Origin of the sequence: Capnocytophaga endodontalis (genome assembly GCF_002209445.1) — a bacterium.
Lineage (GTDB): Bacteria > Bacteroidota > Bacteroidia > Flavobacteriales > Flavobacteriaceae > Capnocytophaga > Capnocytophaga periodontitidis.
In genome coordinates, this window is sequence record NZ_CP022022.1 from 482,626 (window position 1) to 499,935 (window position 17,310).

Consider the following 17,310-nt stretch of genomic DNA (forward strand, 5'->3'; position numbering starts at 1 on the left):
TGCCCCCCTCTCCTTGGGAGAGGGGGAACGGGGGAGAGGAATCAATACTATGAAAAAGATATTATACATCACCCTATTAGCATTTCCACTCTTCACGGCTTGCTCTAAATTCTTAGACAAGACTCCTTATGAAGATTCAAGTGCTGAAAACATAAGCGATGCGGCATCGGCAATTGCCCTTACCAATTCGGCTTATAAACCCTTGCAACGCTCTAACCTCTACAATATGCGCCTCTGGACGCTCGACATCGTAGCAGGTAACAGCATCGTAGGCGCTGGAGGTGGTAACGACGGACTCGAAACTATCACTCTTTCCAACTTCAACGCAACTGCCGATAACCCTTTGGCGCTCGAAATATGGCGCGGTTGTAACCCTGGTATTCTCTATTGCAATACGGCTCTGAAAGCTTTGCCTTCTGCCAATATCCCTGAGGATATCAAAAACCGCTGTATCGGTGAAGCCAAATTCCTCCGCGCGCACTACTATTTCCTTTTGGTGCAACTCTTTGGCGATGTGCCTCTTCAGCTCGACCCTAAAGAGAGTTTGACTAACAAAACGCCTTTCCGCCAAAGCAAAATGAAGATATACAACGAGGTGATTATCCCCGACCTCAAAGAGGCTTTCAACCTATTGCCTACACGCGAGCAATATAGCAATGCCGATAAAGGTCGTGCCACCAAAGGTGCTGCTGCGGGTATGCTCGCTAAAGTATACCTCACCTTGGGCAGATATAGTGAAGCCCTTGAGATGTGCAACGCTGTCGAAAACCTCGGTTATACCCTCAATCCTGATTATTCCGATTGTTTTGGCGCTGCCGAACGCAACAAAAACACTGCCGAGTCTATCTTTGAAATTCAGTATTACGGACTTACCAAAGATGATTTCTGGGGCGAAGAAAACCAAGCCTCTTGGCTCAGTACTTTTATGGGTCCTCGCAACAGCGGTTGGGTAGGGGGTGCTTATGGGTGGAATCAGCCTACACAAGAGTTTGTAGACCAATATGAGGCTGGCGACCTCCGCAAGGATAAGACGATTCTCTACGAGGGTTGTCCTAATTTTGAGGGGAATGCGTACCGCGCTTCAATGTCTAACACGGGCTACAATGTGCGCAAGTTTTTAGTGCCACTAAGTCAGTCGCCTGATTTCAACACCAACCCTGCCAACTTTGTAGCGCTCCGCTTTGCCGATGTACTCCTAATGAAAGCGGAAGCTCTCAACGAATTGGGTCGCACCACCGAAGCCGAAGTGCCTTTGTACAAAGTGCGCACCCGCGCGGGTCTTACTCGTCGCGCCGATATAGAGAACCTCACTCAAGCGCAAATGCGTGAGAAAATACGCCACGAACGCCGTATAGAACTCGCTTTTGAAGGTCATCGCTGGTTTGATATGATTCGCTGGGACAACGGTCAGTACGCACTCAATTTCTTGCACTCCATAGGTAAAACCAATGCCCGCGAGAAACACCTGCTCTTGCCCGTCCCTCAAAAAGACCGCGACGCCAACCCCAACCTCACCCAAAACCCTGGTTGGTAGTGCGAGCCGCACAGGCAATTAAAACAAATTACTTAATTAACAAATAAAAACAATTTCACCCTTGTCGCTTTTGCGGATTCCCTCCCCCTCGCCTTCGGAGAGGGGGAGAACGGAGGGGGTGAGGAACAAACTAATATGAAACCATTCCATTTATACATCGCCTTCCTCTTACTGCTCCTTACGGGCTGTAAAAAAGAGGACTATATGGAGCTCTTCAAAGAGGGAAAACCTTTTGAATTGAAAGCCCAAAAAGAAATGGTAGCCTTAGATGCTGCCAACCCCGAACAAGAAGCTATCAAATTCACTTGGACAGCAGCTTCTAATTACGGCACCAATGCCGGTATCACCTATACCTTCCAAATGGATGTGCAAGGCAATAACTTTGCGGGAGGTATCAGCGAGAATGTAGGTCGTGAAGCCTATGAGAGAGTGTATAAAAACGAAGAACTCAACAACCTCTTGCTCAATACTTTCAAGGTTGCGGTAGACACCGAAGTTACTATGGAAGTACGCATTATTGCTCAAGTGGCTTCTGGCGAGGGAATGAAACAACATACCAATGTAAAGACTATCGTTTTCAAAACGCATACCCCTATCAGCAATACATTGTATATCATCGGTAGCGCCGCCCCTCACGGTTGGAGTGCCGATCAAGCCGAAGAGATGAAACCTGTTGAGGGCACTCCTAAAGCTTTTGCGTGGTCAGGACGATTGTCTGCTGGAGAAATCAAGTTTATCACTACCAAAGGTCAGTTTATACCATCGTATGGCAAAGGCAGTAACAACAACGAGTTGCACTTCCGCAAAACCGATGTCGATACGAGTGATGAGAAATTTACAATTGCCGAAAGTGGTGTCTATACTGTGAAAGTGAACCTCATCAACCTCACCATAAGCATCACCAAAGGCGAAGCGCCTGAATATACCGAGTTGTGGTTCGTAGGTGAACCTACCGGTTGGAGCTTCAAGAAAATGACCGTAGACCCTGCCGACCCCTTTGTGTTCCACTACAACGCCGATTTAGGCAATGGAGGTGAGTTCAAAATAGGCACTAAAGAAGGCGATTGGTTAGCAGTATTTTTCCGTCCGAAAGAAAATAATACTGCTGAAGGTAGTGACCTCCCTGTGAAGAAATGGGCGGGCGACCCCGATAACAAATGGAAAATTGCAGCTGGCACTTACAAGATTACGCTCAACACTCGTACAATGAAGATTGACATTGTGCCTTTCACTCCTTATGCAGGAATGTATATGATTGGTAGTGCTACCGATGCTGGTTGGGATATCAACAATCCTATTGCAATGACTGTCGATAGTAGCAATCCTAACGTTTTTATGTGGGAAGGCGACTTGAAAGCGGGCGAGCTCAAATTCTCTTGCGACAAGAAAAGCGATTGGGGTGGCGACTGGTTCTTAGCTGCTAAAGCTGATAAAGCACCCGCCGGTGTAGAAGAACCTATGATTTTCAGCGCCCACGGCTCTAACCCCGATAATAAGTGGAAAATCACTGAAGCAGGCACCTACAAAATCACCCTCAACCAACTCACCCAAAAGGTGATTATTAAAAAGCAATAGTCCCCTCCCCAGCCCTCCCCCAAGGGGAGGGAGTTTAAGAGAGTTCAAGAACAAAACATCTTTATACGTGTTAAACAACCCTCCTTTCCGTTCGCATCTGCGGGCTTAGCCTCTCTCAATCCTATTTGCGGATTGCCCCCCTCTCTTTCGGAGAGGAAGTCGCGAAAGCGAGTATGTGGAGGGGTGAGGCTTTAAACTATTGCGGATTGCCCCTCTCTCCTTGGGAGAGAGGAAACGGGAGAGAGGAATAATTATTAATTGAAAATGAAAGCTTTATATACTCTATTCTTCGCCACTACGCTCAGCCTCTTCTCTTGCGAGAAGAACGATACGCCGAGCAATAACCCTATTACCTATGGCGAAACTTATTTGAAAATAGATATCAGCACCGATAAGGCAGTCTACACCCCTGGTAGCACGGTGCGCTTCTCCTTGGCGAGTATGCCCTCTGGTACTTACAAAGTGCGCTACTCTCACTTAGGCGAAATCATTAAAGAAGAACCTCTTACCAGCGCCTCTTGGCGATGGGTAACCCCTGCCGATGACTATCGAGGTTATTTGGTGGAAATCTACCAAGAAGCTGGCGGTAAACAAAATACTTACGGCAGTATCGCTGTGGATGTATCTTCCGATTGGACAAAATTCCCCCGCTATGGCTTCTTGTCCTCTTACGGCAAAAACGAACCTATTGAGAAGAATATCGACTTTATGAACCGGTGTCATATCAATGGCATTCAGTTCTACGATTGGATGTACGACCACCACAAACCACTGGCTGGCACCCCTCAAAACCCTGCTACTGAGTGGACTGACCTCTTCAAACGCCCCACTTTTCTTTCTACTGTACGTGGCTATATCAGCGCTGCTCATAGCAAGGGTATGAAAGCGATGTTCTACAACTTGGCTTTTGGGGCACTCAAAAATGCGGAAGCCGATGGGGTTGCCAAAGAGTGGTTTCTCTACAAAGACAATCAGCACAAAGAGAAAGATGCACACTTGTTAGGCGACTTTGCCCGCAGTAGTATCTACCTCACCAACCCTGGCAATGCACACTGGCAAAACTACTTAGCAGGGCGCAACAGCGATGTCTATGCTGTTTTTGGCTTCGATGGCTATCATATCGACCAACTCGGGGGGCGTGGCACGGTATACGATTACAATGGCAATAGCGTAGACCTCTTGCCCCAATACGCCTCATTTATCAATGCGATGAAAAACGCACATCCTAACAAACGCCTTGTGATGAACGCGGTAGGGCAATACGGTCAAACTGAAATTGCAGGCACCAATAAAGTGGATTTTCTATATACTGAAGTATGGGACGAAAAAACCTACGACCAGTTAGCTCGCATTATCCTCGATAACTACAATCGTAGCAACAACCAACTCAAAACGGTGTTGGCTGCCTATATGGATTATGAAAAATCTAAAAATGCAGGTTTTGTAAACGAACCTGGCGTATTGCTTGCCAATGCCGTGATTTTTGCTTTTGGAGGGGCTCATTTAGAGATAGGCGAACACTACCTCGCCAATGAGTATTTCCCTAACAAAAACCTTCAAATGAAAGCCGACCTCAAAAAAGCGCTCATCACCTACTACGATTTCTTGGTGGCTTACCAAAACCTATTGCGCGATGGCGGTAGTTATACCTCAGCGCAGGTAACTGCCGAAAATGCAACCATAGCAGCTTGGCCTGCAGCCAAAGACCAAATTGCTTGCGTGAGCAAAAAGGTAAATAACAAAGAAGTGGTACACCTCATCAATTTCAACGGGGTAACCTCTATGGACTGGCGTGATACCAACGGTACTCAAAAGAAACCTACCACAGTAACCGACCTTAAAACTACCGTTGCTGTAACCGCACAACCCAAAAAAGTGTGGTTCGCCAGCCCCGACCTCTTTGGCGGTGCTCCTCGTGCCGTAGAATTTACCTATAACAACAACCAAATTACCTTCACCCTCCCCTCCCTCAGCTATTGGGATATGGTGGTGATAGAGTATTAATAAAAAAATTAGCAGATTAGCAAATGAGAAAATTTGCTAATCTGCTAATTAATAAATTTGCTAATTATCGTTATAGTTTTTCTTTCTTTAAAACCTCTAAAACAGTATAGTGAGGTAGATATATCTCATCTTGATAGGGTTCTCGGTTAAGAATTTTTTGTTCGCGAAGTACTTTTACAGTATAACGATAACCCGCTTCATAAGTGTCGAATTTTAAATATTCTTTAGCAACCATAAAAGTATTGTTAGATTCATCAGTAACCCTGTAACATTTTGTTTCAAAGACACCTGTAAACATCCGAAAAGAGCATTCCTCTAAATGCCCGTCAATCACAAAAGTGTGATAGCTCTTTTGAATTTCAAATTCAGGTTTTTCTTTTTTACAAGAAAGCAAAAACAACAAGGTAATAAGTGTGTAAAATATAGTGTTTTTCATAAGGAATAGATTTTAAATTCAAGACAAAGATACTGTTTTATTTCTATAAATATAATTTTTATACTAAATTTTAATCTTTATTTTCAGAGATTATTCCCTTCACTTTTAAGAACTGTCCCCTTTCGGGGAAGTCAGCGAAGGCTCATAACTGAATATGTACACCACAATTGTGAGTAAGTGAATAAGGGGACAATCCACAAATTAGAAAATTAAAAATGCCTATATAGCTCATACCAAATTTGCTAATTTGCTAATTAATAAATTTGCTAATTTATGAGATTTCTTACTTTCATAACAATAACTATCCTCTCCTGTGCTACTGCTGTAGCGCAGGAGTTATTTTCGCCTAACAAAGCGCTGAAACTCTCTTTTTCACTCAACGCGGAAGGCACACCTACCTATTCGCTTTTTTACAAGGGAAAAGAAGTAGTTAAACCGAGTAGATTAGGTATTGAACTATTTAGCTCCAATGAAGTGAAATTTGGCGCTGAAATCACCAAAAAAGAGGGGGCAAACACCTCTCTCTACCATAATTTTGAAGTGGTGAATACCCAAAATACAAGCATTGATGAAACTTGGCAACCCGTATGGGGCGAAAGCCAAAACATTCGCAACCACTACAACGAGCTATTGGTGAGCCTCAAACAGAAGGACACCCACCGAGAGATGAACCTGCGTTTTAGATTGTTTGACGACGGATTGGGCTTCCGCTATGAGTTCCCCGAACAAAAGCAAATGCCTTACTTTGTGATTAAAGAAGAACGCACCGAGTTTGCAATGACGGGTGATCACCAAGCGTGGTGGATACCCGGCGATTACGATACCCAAGAGTACGACTATCAGCAATCACGCCTCTCCGAAATACGCGCTATCAACCAAAAAGGGCGTCAGGCGAATTTAGCACAAACAGGCTTTTCGGATACGGGCGTACAAACCGCTTTAATGCTCAAAACTGACGATGGTTTGTATATCAACCTGCACGAGGCTGCTTTGGTAAACTACGGGGCGATGCACCTCAACCTCAACGATAAGACTTTCGTGTTCCAATCGTGGATTACCCCCGATGCCAACGGTGCCAAAGGTTATATGCAAACCCCTGCCCAAACGCCTTGGCGTACAGTGATTGTTAGCAACGATGCCCGCGATATTTTAGCTTCGGATATCACCCTCAACCTCAACGAACCTTGCGCTTTAGCTGATACCTCTTGGATTCACCCGATGAAGTACGTAGGGGTATGGTGGGAAATGATTACCGGTATGAAAGAATGGTCGTATACTTACGATGTGCCTAGTGTGCATATCGGTAAAACCGATTACACCACCCTCAAACCCCACGGCAAGCACGGGGCTACTACCGAAAACGTGAAGAAATACATCGACTTTGCCGCCGAAAATGGTTTTGATGGTGTACTGGTAGAAGGTTGGAATATAGGGTGGGAAGATTGGTTTGGACATTCCAAAGATTTGGTATTCGACTTCCAAACACCTTACCCCGATTTTGATATCGAAGCTATTCACCAATACGCCAAAAGCAAGGGAATTAAGATGATTATGCACCACGAAACTTCCTCGTCTATCCGCAACTATGAGCGTTTTATGGACAAAGCCTATCAGCTGATGAACAAATACGAATACCCCGCCGTAAAAAGCGGTTATGTAGGGAATATCATTCCGCGAGGCGAAAACCATTACAGTCAGTGGGTAAACAATCACTACCTTTATGCTATTAAAAAAGCTGCCGACTACCGCATTATGGTGAATGCTCACGAGGCAGTGCGCCCTACGGGGTTGTGTCGTACCTATCCTAACCTCATAGGCAACGAGTCGGCGCGCGGAGGTGAATACCAAGCCTTTGGCGGTAGCAAGCCCAATCACGTGTGTGTGTTGCCCTTCACCCGACTTATTGGCGGACCGATGGACTATACTCCTGGCGTGTTTGAAATGGACATCAGCAAGAACAACCCCAACAACCATTCACACTGCAATGCCACTTTGGCAAACCAATTGGCATTGTATGTAACGATGAGCAGTCCGCTGCAAATGGCATCTGACCTGCCAGAGAACTACCGCCGTTTTCCCGATGCTTTTCAGTTTATCAAAGAGGTTGCGCTCGATTGGAGCGAAAGCCACTATTTAGAAGCCGAACCAGGGGCTTATATCACTGTGGCACGCAAAGCCAAAGGCACTCGCAATTGGTTTGTAGGCAATACAGCCGGCAAGGATTTTACCTCCAAGATTCACTTCAGTTTCTTAGAGCCCAAAACTACTTATGTAGCCACTATCTACGCCGATGCCAAAGATGCCAACTATCAAACCAATCCGCAAGCCTATACTATTCAAAAAGTATTGGTGACCAACAAGAGCAAGCTCACTCTGCACTCAGTAGCAGGCGGAGGCTATGCCATTAGCTTGTACCCCCTCACCGATAAGGCACAAGCCAAAGGATTAAAAAAACGATAGCAATTACAGTAATATAATAGTGAAAAAAAGCTGCTAAGCGACGTGCTTAGCAGCTTTTTTGTGATTATTTAGTAATTTTCGGTAAGAAATCTTTAGGATGTCCTAATTTGCTAAATAGTTCTTTAGCAGCGGCTACTTTTTCAGGAAAATACACCTTATTTTCATCATAAGGTTGTTCATTTTCTTTAAAAGCGATTTGTATGCGGTGTTTATCCCACATTTGTTTTTCAAAAGCTCTTTTTTCTTCTGTTGTCATAGTCAATTATTTTTAAGATGTAACAAGAATAGATTGTGAATAAATATGTTTACTCTCAGAAACGTTTAAAGCACATATCCAGTTATCACATACTTTTTTACACAACATTCTTTAAAATGATTGATTATCAGTAAATAAACTTTGCCAAAGTCTAAAACTTTGGCAAAGTGTAGCGACATAAATCTTATAATTATTATAACAAAAATTACACCAAAACAAATTTGCTAATTCCCTAATTTTTCTTACTTTTGCCTTTAAAAATAAAATACTATGAAAAAAGACCTCTTTTTCCCTGCACTAATCGCTGGTATTGTCTTTTCTGCTTTCTTTATCTTCCTTGTCAATCAGTTTGCCACAGGCTTATATACACAAGCGTGGTTTCTTTTTCTCCCTATCCCCTTGATTTTAGGGACATGGACATTCTATGCTATCTGCTGCAAGCACAAAATATCCTCCGTTATAGCGATAGGTTGCACCATTGCTTTTTTTGCGTGGATAATGGACGAATTAGACGTTTCTTTCTCTAAACTGAGAGCAGAAAAAAACTTGCCTATAGCTTACAGAGATTATGAAGATTTAGACTATGAAATATCTGTTTGCGCCCAAGAAGGAGGAAATTGTATTCACGAAGTTCCTACTAATGAATCGGAAGATTTAACAAGTTGTTTTCTCAATCGCCGAAATGAAGTGGTTATGGTTCAAGATGATAGAATATCTTCTTATATTTTGAAATTCGACACCTTAGGCTATCAACAATCAATGGATATTGCAACTGATAGAGACCATAAAAAAGCTGCTTATATTTTAGATGATTATGTAATCAATATCGATGAAAATACCTATAGTACATTCTTCCTAAACGATGATGAAAATTTCCTACCAATGACCTTTATCGAAGCATCTAAAAAATGGACACCAACACAACAACAAAACTTTTTTGAAAACAATGTGAAAACTAAAGCCTCTTGTTTTAAAATAACAAAGGGAAAACAGAATAAAATCGTCTTCTTAAAAGACGACAAATGGCAATATTTCTACACCGATATAGAACGTGCTTCCTTTGGCAAAGACACCCTAAAAACACAATACAATTACCCTGAGCTATTTGATGAAAAACGTTTTCCTAAACAAGAAAAAAGCTTAACTCGCAACTATATACGTCCGCAGTACGTACAAACCTACCGAGATAACTTTGGCTATACTACCATTTTGTATTATCATATCGTGAAACCTTCACTTACCTATCATCTAAAAACTCGTTTCAAAACTGTAAAATCTCAAGAAGAACTTCGCACTCTACCTACCTATTACTTTAAAAATGATACCGAAACTATAGAAACTTTTGGATGGATAAGTCTGTATAGCCATAAACATTTGCAATATCAATTATTGAGAATAGGAAATCAAACATATAGAATAGGAAAGTAAAATCTAATTCTCTAATTGGCAAATTGACAAATTTTTCTTACTTTTGCCTCTGAAAATTAATGTTTGAAAATGAAGTACAAAAGCCTTATCATAACCCTCCTACTACTCCCCTACTGCGCTCTGGCGCAAATGGCGCAAAATCAAACGCTCATTCACGACCTCACCGCACTTATCAAACAGAAAGATAACTACACCCAGCAAAAAGAACGCAAAATAAAAGAAACTATCGACTTGCTACGAGTGCCCAATGCCTCTGCTGAACAACGTTATGCTATCAACCAACGCCTCTTCGACGAGTTTAAAACTTATATATCCGACTCGGCGGTGTACTACGTGAAAGAGAATATCCGCATTGCTGAAGAACTCCAAAAACCCGACCTCCAAAACGATTCCCGCCTCTCTCTCGCTTCTCTCTACATCATTTCGGGCAACTACTTAGATGCTGCCGACCTTCTTAAGGCTATTGATAAAGAACAACTGCAAAAACCTCAGCTCATTCAGTACTACAACTGCTACCTCAATCTCTACAACAACTACGCTTTCAACAACCCCGATGCCAAAACCTATATCGCTAAAAGCAATGCTTACCGCGATCTCCTTCTCAATTTAGTAGATAAGAATTCCACTCACTATATCCTCCTCTATGCTGGTGTGCTCACCGATGCCGGCAGGTATGACAAAGCCGAAAAACTCCTCCTCGACCGCTTTGCTCTAATGCACACCGATGAACACGAAAAAGCCGTATTAGGCTATGTGCTGGGCACGCTCTACAAAAAGAAAAAGAATGTCCCTAAACAAATAGAATACTTTGCTATTTCGGCGAGTTGCGACATCAAAGATGCTATTAAAGAAAACGCCTCGATGCTCGAACTTGCCTCAGCACTCTTTCAATTAGGCGAAGTAGAGAACGCTTACACTTGTATCAAATCGGCGATGGAAGACGCTACTTTTTGCAATGCTCAACTGCGTTCCGATGAGGTGATGAAGATTTTCCCTATCATCGAAAAAGCCTATCAGGAACGCATTCACAGTCAGAATACCAAATTGCGCAACGCCTTGTTGTTAGTAGGGTTGTTTGCCGTTTTCCTCATCATTGCCGTAGTATTGGTCACCCGCCAAATGAAGCGCATCGCCAAAATACGCAAGGAACTCTACCACAAAAACCAAGATTTAGAACAACTCAACGAACACCTGCGCGACGTAGTAACTCAACTCAACGAAAGCAACGAAGTAAAAGAAGCCTATATAGGCGAGTTTTTCAACTTGTGCTCGGTGTACATCAGCAAATTAGAAAAATACCAAAAAATGCTTACCAAAAAGGCAAAAGACCGCAATTGGGACGAACTCAACAAAGTGCTCCGCTCTACCGAGATGATAGAGCAAGAACTGAAAGAGTTCTACAAGCTGTTCGACGATATTTTCTTGCATCTATTTCCCCACTTTATCACCGAGTTCAACGCTCTATTAGCCGAAGACGAACGTTTTGCCCCCAAACCTCACGAAATGACCCCCGAGTTGCGTATCTTTGCCCTTATCCGCTTAGGCATCACCGATAGCTCTAAAATAGCCACTTTCTTACACTATTCCACCAATACGATTTACAACTATCGCACCCGTGTGCGCAACAAAGCTATCGTACCGAGAGAAACTTTTGAAGAAAAAGTAATGAAAATAGGCAAGAAATAACACAAAAAGTAAGCTACTTTATTGCTAATCATTTTTTTTTGTACCTTTGTGGCGATAAAATAAAAACAAATGACTTACACAATCACCATAGACAATAGTCCGCAAGCTTTATCATTTATAGAATTCGTTAAGAATCTTGATTTTGTGTCGATTACTAAAACTAAAGAAAATAGTACAAAATCAAATGTTGTACTTAATGAACAAAAAGAACTCAAAAAACGTTTTTTTAAAGCGTTAAAAGAGGCTGACGACATACGTGCTGGCAAAAAAGAAGCTATTGATTTAGACGAATTGCTCAATGAACTATAAACTCCCAAAAATTAATATTTGTGAACCCCTATAACAATTATTTACATATACGCTTATTACCAATTTTATTCATCAGTTGTTGTCTATTTAGCGGCTGTGAATATTTCTCATCCTCTCCTGCCCAAGAAGAGACAAGTAAAACAGCTGATGAGATTTATACAGAAGAGGAGAATTCAGCTGAGAATATAAACTCTGAAGATGAAAAAATAGGCAATCCTATTGATTATAAAACACCTACTATCAAGAAAGTGTTTGTTACCACTCGTGATGGCATTGAGTTTTACGAAGGAGCTGATGATAAAAGTACTCGTCTTGGCAAACTACCTTACGGAGAAAAAGTGGAGGTCATAGAAGAACTTATGTATTGGTACGCCATAAAGTATAACATTCAAAGGGAATACAAGACGCCTAGTGGAAATAATGTAACTATGTGGCAATGGGAAAAAGTTTTTATAAAGCAAGAGCAAACTGGCGATATTAGCCAGATTAAACTCAATTACAAAGACCTGATTACTACTGAAGACAAGAAACCACTAAAGAAAATAAGCATTCGCTTTGTGACTAAAGACGAATATCTCACCGAAAAAGCCAACGCTGTTGATTTTTTAGATACTACCAATGTCATCAAACCGGTAAAAGGAAAACTACGATTGCCTTGCGAAGAATGCAAACAAAAATATATTACTTATCTTGATAGTCTTCATTCTTATATGGGTGAAATACCTCCTCTAAACCAATATCTTATTAGTGCTATGTACTATGATAGTTGGGGGTGTGCCTTGGTTGATAAAACCACAGGTAGAAAACTTATCTTATCTGGCTATCCTTATATCACCCCCGATAAACAGCATTTTATAACCCTTGATGATATTGATCCCGAAAAAGTTATGGAGTTTTCACTTTATAATGTTGATGAAACAAATAAAATAAAGAAAGTATTTTCAACTACTTTTACTGAATGGATTATTATGTATGATAAAGAGGGAAAAGTAGAAAGGTTTATGGGTAGTAATGGAAAACTATATGCCAAAGTTTTTTACGCATATATTAGTCTATTTGAAGATATAGATAAATACAACCAATATGGACAGTACATCTGTATCAGCCTTAAATAATAAATGTGACTCAATTAATAAACAAATGAAAAAAATAGTAGTAACCGGTGGATTGGGCTTTATTGGCTCTCATACCGTTGTAGAATTACAAAACGCAGGCTTTGATGTGGTTATCATTGATAACCTTTCCAATGCCCAAGAAAATGTAAAAGACCACATTGCTAAAATTACAGGTAAAATGCCGGTGTTCGAGAAATTCGACCTGCGTGATAAAGCTGATGTACAAGATTTCTTCAAGCGTCATCGCGATGTGCAAGGGGTGATTCACTTTGCTGCCTCTAAAGCGGTAGGTGAGAGCGTGGAGAAACCGCTTTTGTATTACGAAAATAACCTTACCAGCCTTGTATACCTCTTGCAAGAACTGAGCAAGTTGCCCAAAGCACACTTCATTTTCAGTTCGTCTTGCACTGTGTACGGTCAGGCAGATGAGTTGCCTATTACTGAGAATGCTCCTGTGAAAAAAGCCGAATCACCTTATGGTAACACCAAACAAATCAGTGAGGAGATTATCAGCGATACTTGCAAGGTTACTCCTTCGCTCAATGCGATTGCCTTGCGCTACTTTAACCCTATTGGGGCACACCCTTCGGCTGAAATAGGCGAACTGCCCTTAGGCGTACCTCAGAACTTAGTGCCTTATATCACCCAAACGGCTATAGGTTTACGCGAGAAACTCTCGGTTTTCGGTGGCGACTACCCTACCCCCGATGGCACTTGCATTCGCGATTATATTCACGTTGTGGATTTGGCAAAAGCTCACGTGATTGCGCTTCAACGCCTATTAGAAAGCAAAAATCCCGAAAACTATGAAGTCTTCAATATAGGAACAGGCAAAGGCAGTACCGTTCTGGAAGTTATCCAAAGTTTTGAACGCGTATCGGGCAAGAAATTGAACTACCAAATCGTAGGTAGACGTGCTGGTGATATCACCGCTGCTTATGCTAACACTGATAAGGCTAATAACATACTCGGTTGGAAAGCCCAAAGCACTTTGGACGATGCGATGCGCTCGGCTTGGCAATGGGAACAGAAAGTGAGAAGTAAAAAGTAAAGCCCAGCAGGGACTCACAGCTGGATATGTGGTAAAAAGTTAAAAAAAATGGCTGTTCAGGCGAGGACTGAACAGCCATTATTGTTTAAAGGTTTAAATTTTTCAACTCCTGCTCTACATCAATATTGAGGATATGATAAAGCGTTTTGCGCGAAATAAAGAATTTAGGATAGATAAACTCTCGCCAAATTACCGTAATAGGGATATAACGCGCATCGTGAGCGTTGAACTCATTCATTACCGCTTGGTAGCGCAGTAGTTGGTTGCGACGGCAAGTCTCCCGACTCCCGTTGCCTTTAGATTTCATTGTTATTTTCATTATACTGTTAATTGTTGTTGTTGATAGTTCTGCCAAAGTGTTTTAGCTCTTGCAAACTTCTGCCTAAACCGCTAATATGGTGAGGCAAAAAGCGTGAGGGGCGCTGCATTTTTTTTGCTTGAGCCAATACTTCGAGGGCACGTTGCTGGTGGAGCCTATCAAAATACTCCTGCTGTGCCATTTCATTAGGTTGTATATAAGTCTTCATTTTGTTTAAATTTACTATTAGACAAACAATTGTAACACATAGAGAAATACTAAAAAGGCGGTGATCTATTCATCATTTTTACGATTTATTAACCCTGCAAAAATATAGACTTTCTCTCTAATAAACAAATATTTTTAGAGTTTTTTTCTAAAAATATTAGAGCGGGAACATAAATCCTTAACTCTCAATTTATCAGAATTTTTAATTAACAAAACACTTTTCACTTCTTGTGTGTCACAACAAAAATCCCCTTGTATTTTACATACAAGGGGATTTTTGTTTCTTATATCATCAACTAAATAAATCAGAATGTGTTTCTATTCTGTTTAGAGTAATCAACTTTTCTTCTTCATATTGCTTTCAAATCAATAGTAAATCAGGTTCTATATGGCACTCCATACAACCTTTATAATTTCCAGTTAGTAAAAATATCATTAAGCATTTCCTTTGCGTTGGTATAGCCTTTTACAAGTCCTTTTTTATATTTTGCTACTAACATATCGCCTTCTTCAATAGCTTCAATGGTTTTTTTGTTGGGCACATACTCCTCAATAGGTTCAGCTACTGCATTCACTGGCTCTACAATCACATTGTACTTCTTGAAAAGAGACTCAAAAATAGGCACTTCTGCCTCAGGAATACTTACATTGTAATTTATCATATTATAATTTGTAGTTCTCATATCTTTTTATTTTTTTTGGCAAATATACAATTATTTTTGTGATTAACAATCTTTTATCGCTTCAAAATACGGCTTCAATCGGTGTTTTCCTACTTTTAGAGGGGTTACCGAATCCATTGCCATTACAGTGAAAACAAACTCTATGGTACCATAAGCGCTCTTTGGCATCAAATATTTGCCTATTTTCAAAATAAAACGCCGTAACCAGTCAGGTGAATAGCTTATTTTCACAGGTTTGTGCAACACTTCAAAAGCTAAACGGGCAATTTCGGTATGCGTAAAGACCTCAGCACCGCCTACATTCACTTCTTTTTCAGTACTTGCTAATTGTGCCACGCACACTTCGGCTAAATCTTCGCCGTGAATGGGGTTCATTGCGTATTGTCCTTTGCCAAACAAACGCACTTTCCCCCCTTTTGCCATCTTTAAAAAGTTACCCATATCGCTGTAAAAACCACTGGGTCGCACAATGCAATAGTCTACCCCACTGGCTTTAAGGGTATCGACAAAACGTTCTTTGGCTGCCCCAATGGCGATATGTCGCATCATTTCACCTTTGAATACCGATACATACACAAATTTCTGTACGCCTTCGCGCAAAGCTTCATCGAGGAGGTTTTTGTTGGCTCCATAATCCACTTGTTCGTAGGTAAGTCCGTCCTTTTGTTGGGTAATTCCCACAGTTGAAATCACTTGGCTCACCCCTTTGCATACCCCTTGCAGTGTTTCGGGTTTTGTTACCTCAGCTTCTACCACTTCCAGTAGCGGATGTGTGAGTAGGGCGGGTGCTATTTTTGACTTATTGCGCACCACAATACGGGTAGGGTATTCTTTTTTTAGGAGCTCAGCTAATATATACTGACCCAAATAGCCGGTCGCTCCTGCTAATAATATTTTCTCTGTTTTCATTGGGTTAATCTTCTTCTGCTAAGTCTAAAAAGTCTTCAAAATATTCCTCAAAAGAATCAAACATAGGAGTAGGTTTGTCTATTTCAAATTCCCCTTTATCATTGCAAAATACCTCTGCTTCGAAGACCTTCGCATCTTTTAGGCGTACCCCATTAGAAACTTTATATAAGGTTAGAAACTCGTCCACCTCGTAATGTAGTACGATAAAATCCTCTGAGAGATGTAAATCGTCTCTTAGTTGTTTAGTTAGTTCCACAATAGGATAAGATATACTGTCTTTTTCTTTGTAAATACCATTGATATACACATCGCCATAGTTGCAGGAACCACATTCTGAAAGAAAATTTACATATACTTCAGGAAGCAATATGCCCAATTCCTCTTCTATATGCTTAATTTCTTCAGCATTAGCCCCTAGAGAATACTCAAATTCTCCACTCTGTTTTAATCGTTTTAGATAATATCTATCAGCTGATGAATTTATAGATTCAAAAAACGCCTTTAACCAATGTTTGCCTACTTGCATAGGAGCTACAACATCCATGGCCATAATGGTAAGGACAAATTCCATAGCACCATAGATACTTTTAGGGAGGAGGTATTTGCCCATTTTTAGGATCAAACGCCGTACCCAGTCGGGTAAATAAATTATATTGGCAGGTTTATGGAGTACCTCAAAAGCCAAATGAGCCATCTCCGTTTGTGTAAAAATCTCAGCTCCTCCTACATTGACTTCCCGTTCGTAACGCTCCAATTGGGCGACACAGACCTCAGCCAAGTCTTCCCCATGAATGGGATTCATGGTATATTGTCCTTTGCCAAATAGGTGTATTATGTCCTTCTTATCCATTTTGAAAAATAGAGTCATATAACTATAGAAAACGCTGGGGCGTATGATACAATAGTCTAATCCACTAGCCTTAAGAGCATCAACAAAACGTTCTTTAGCCGCTCCAATGGCTATATGTCGCATGGCTTCTCCTTTGAATACGGATACATATATGAACTTACGTACTCCTTCGCGTAAGGCTTCATCAAGTAGGTTCTTGTTGGCTTGGAAGTCTACCTGCTCATAGGTAAGTCCATCTTTTTGGCGGGTAATCCCTACAGTTGAAATCACCTTATGCACCCCTTTACATACTCCTTGTAGGGTGTCAGGCTGGGTTACTTCCGCTTCTACTACCTCCAATAGCGGGTGAGTGAGTAGGGCGGGTGCTATTTTTGCCTTATTGCGCACCACAATACGGGTAGGGTACTCTTTTTTTAGGAGCTCAGCCAATATATACTGACCTAAATAGCCGGTCGCTCCTGCTAATAATATTTTCTCTGTTTTCATTT

Annotated in this window: 16 protein-coding genes and 1 pseudogene; 9 read left to right on the forward strand and 8 right to left on the reverse strand. The window is 41.3% G+C overall.

Going from position 1 to position 17,310, the window contains the following annotated elements:
* The first annotated feature begins 49 nt into the window (after window positions 1–49).
* The 3 genes from CBG49_RS02305 to CBG49_RS02315 all read left to right on the forward strand — a co-directional run bounded on the left by CBG49_RS02305 (window position 50) and on the right by CBG49_RS02315 (window position 5,113).
* The gene (locus CBG49_RS02305) at window positions 50–1,534 is read left to right on the forward strand and encodes a RagB/SusD family nutrient uptake outer membrane protein (RefSeq protein ID WP_088595240.1); all 1,485 of its coding nucleotides are present in this window, start codon (window positions 50–52) and stop codon (window positions 1,532–1,534) included.
* Window positions 1,535–1,669: 135 nt separating this feature from the next.
* The gene (locus CBG49_RS02310; protein ID WP_088593208.1) at window positions 1,670–3,109 is read left to right on the forward strand and encodes a SusE domain-containing protein; all 1,440 of its coding nucleotides are present in this window, start codon (window positions 1,670–1,672) and stop codon (window positions 3,107–3,109) included.
* A gap of 264 nt (window positions 3,110–3,373) precedes the next feature.
* Window positions 3,374–5,113: an endo-dextranase gene (locus CBG49_RS02315; protein WP_088593209.1), complete on the forward strand. Its 1,740-nt coding sequence runs from the start codon at window positions 3,374–3,376 to the stop codon at window positions 5,111–5,113.
* A 70-nt stretch (window positions 5,114–5,183) separates the two neighbouring features.
* Here the strand turns inward: CBG49_RS02315 and CBG49_RS02320 are convergent, their stop codons facing one another.
* Window positions 5,184–5,549: a hypothetical protein gene (locus tag CBG49_RS02320; RefSeq protein ID WP_088593210.1), complete on the reverse strand. Its 366-nt coding sequence runs from the start codon at window positions 5,547–5,549 to the stop codon at window positions 5,184–5,186.
* 273 nt (window positions 5,550–5,822) lie between these two features.
* Here CBG49_RS02320 and CBG49_RS02325 point away from each other — a divergent pair, with 273 nt between their 5' ends.
* Window positions 5,823–8,009: a glycoside hydrolase family 97 protein gene (locus CBG49_RS02325; RefSeq protein WP_088593211.1), complete on the forward strand. Its 2,187-nt coding sequence runs from the start codon at window positions 5,823–5,825 to the stop codon at window positions 8,007–8,009.
* A 64-nt stretch (window positions 8,010–8,073) separates the two neighbouring features.
* Here the strand turns inward: CBG49_RS02325 and CBG49_RS02330 are convergent, their stop codons facing one another.
* Window positions 8,074–8,265, reverse strand: a complete 192-nt coding sequence (locus CBG49_RS02330; protein ID WP_088593212.1) for a hypothetical protein — start codon at window positions 8,263–8,265, stop codon at window positions 8,074–8,076.
* A gap of 270 nt (window positions 8,266–8,535) precedes the next feature.
* On the opposite strand from CBG49_RS02330, the gene CBG49_RS02335 reads away from it, so the two are divergent.
* From CBG49_RS02335 to galE, 5 genes are all read left to right on the forward strand, one after another.
* On the forward strand, window positions 8,536–9,693 hold the full coding sequence (locus CBG49_RS02335; RefSeq protein WP_088593213.1) for a hypothetical protein: 1,158 nt from the start codon (window positions 8,536–8,538) through the stop codon (window positions 9,691–9,693).
* 69 nt (window positions 9,694–9,762) lie between these two features.
* Window positions 9,763–11,379: a DUF6377 domain-containing protein gene (locus CBG49_RS02340; RefSeq protein WP_088593214.1), complete on the forward strand. Its 1,617-nt coding sequence runs from the start codon at window positions 9,763–9,765 to the stop codon at window positions 11,377–11,379.
* Window positions 11,380–11,448: 69 nt separating this feature from the next.
* Complete coding sequence (locus CBG49_RS02345; RefSeq protein ID WP_009418182.1) at window positions 11,449–11,688, forward strand: hypothetical protein; 240 nt, start codon at window positions 11,449–11,451, stop codon at window positions 11,686–11,688.
* Between the two features lie 20 nt (window positions 11,689–11,708).
* Entirely contained in the window at window positions 11,709–12,803 is a 1,095-nt protein-coding gene (locus CBG49_RS02350; protein WP_193433075.1) for an SH3 domain-containing protein, read from the forward strand.
* 25 nt (window positions 12,804–12,828) lie between these two features.
* Entirely contained in the window at window positions 12,829–13,854 is a 1,026-nt protein-coding gene (gene galE, locus CBG49_RS02355) for a UDP-glucose 4-epimerase GalE (RefSeq protein WP_088595241.1), read from the forward strand.
* Window positions 13,855–13,939: 85 nt separating this feature from the next.
* Here galE and CBG49_RS02360 read toward each other — a convergent pair whose 3' ends face one another.
* The 6 genes and pseudogenes from CBG49_RS02360 to CBG49_RS02385 form a co-directional block, all read right to left on the reverse strand.
* Complete coding sequence (locus CBG49_RS02360; protein ID WP_088593215.1) at window positions 13,940–14,173, reverse strand: hypothetical protein; 234 nt, start codon at window positions 14,171–14,173, stop codon at window positions 13,940–13,942.
* 7 nt (window positions 14,174–14,180) lie between these two features.
* Window positions 14,181–14,381: a hypothetical protein gene (locus CBG49_RS02365; RefSeq protein ID WP_088593216.1), complete on the reverse strand. Its 201-nt coding sequence runs from the start codon at window positions 14,379–14,381 to the stop codon at window positions 14,181–14,183.
* Window positions 14,382–14,672: 291 nt separating this feature from the next.
* Window positions 14,673–14,807 (reverse strand): annotated as a pseudogene (locus tag CBG49_RS02370) (type II toxin-antitoxin system mRNA interferase toxin, RelE/StbE family); the annotation flags it as partial.
* Window positions 14,788–15,063, reverse strand: coding sequence for a flagellar motor switch protein FliM (locus CBG49_RS02375; protein ID WP_088593217.1), 276 nt, complete (start codon window positions 15,061–15,063; stop codon window positions 14,788–14,790). The pseudogene CBG49_RS02370 and the gene CBG49_RS02375, both read right to left, overlap by 20 nt.
* Window positions 15,064–15,105: 42 nt before the next feature.
* A complete protein-coding gene (locus CBG49_RS02380; protein WP_088593218.1) occupies window positions 15,106–15,972 on the reverse strand; it encodes an NAD(P)H-binding protein in 867 nt (288 codons plus the stop codon).
* 4 nt (window positions 15,973–15,976) lie between these two features.
* The gene (locus tag CBG49_RS02385) at window positions 15,977–17,308 is read right to left on the reverse strand and encodes an NAD(P)H-binding protein (protein WP_088593219.1); all 1,332 of its coding nucleotides are present in this window, start codon (window positions 17,306–17,308) and stop codon (window positions 15,977–15,979) included.
* Window positions 17,309–17,310: the final 2 nt, after the last annotated feature.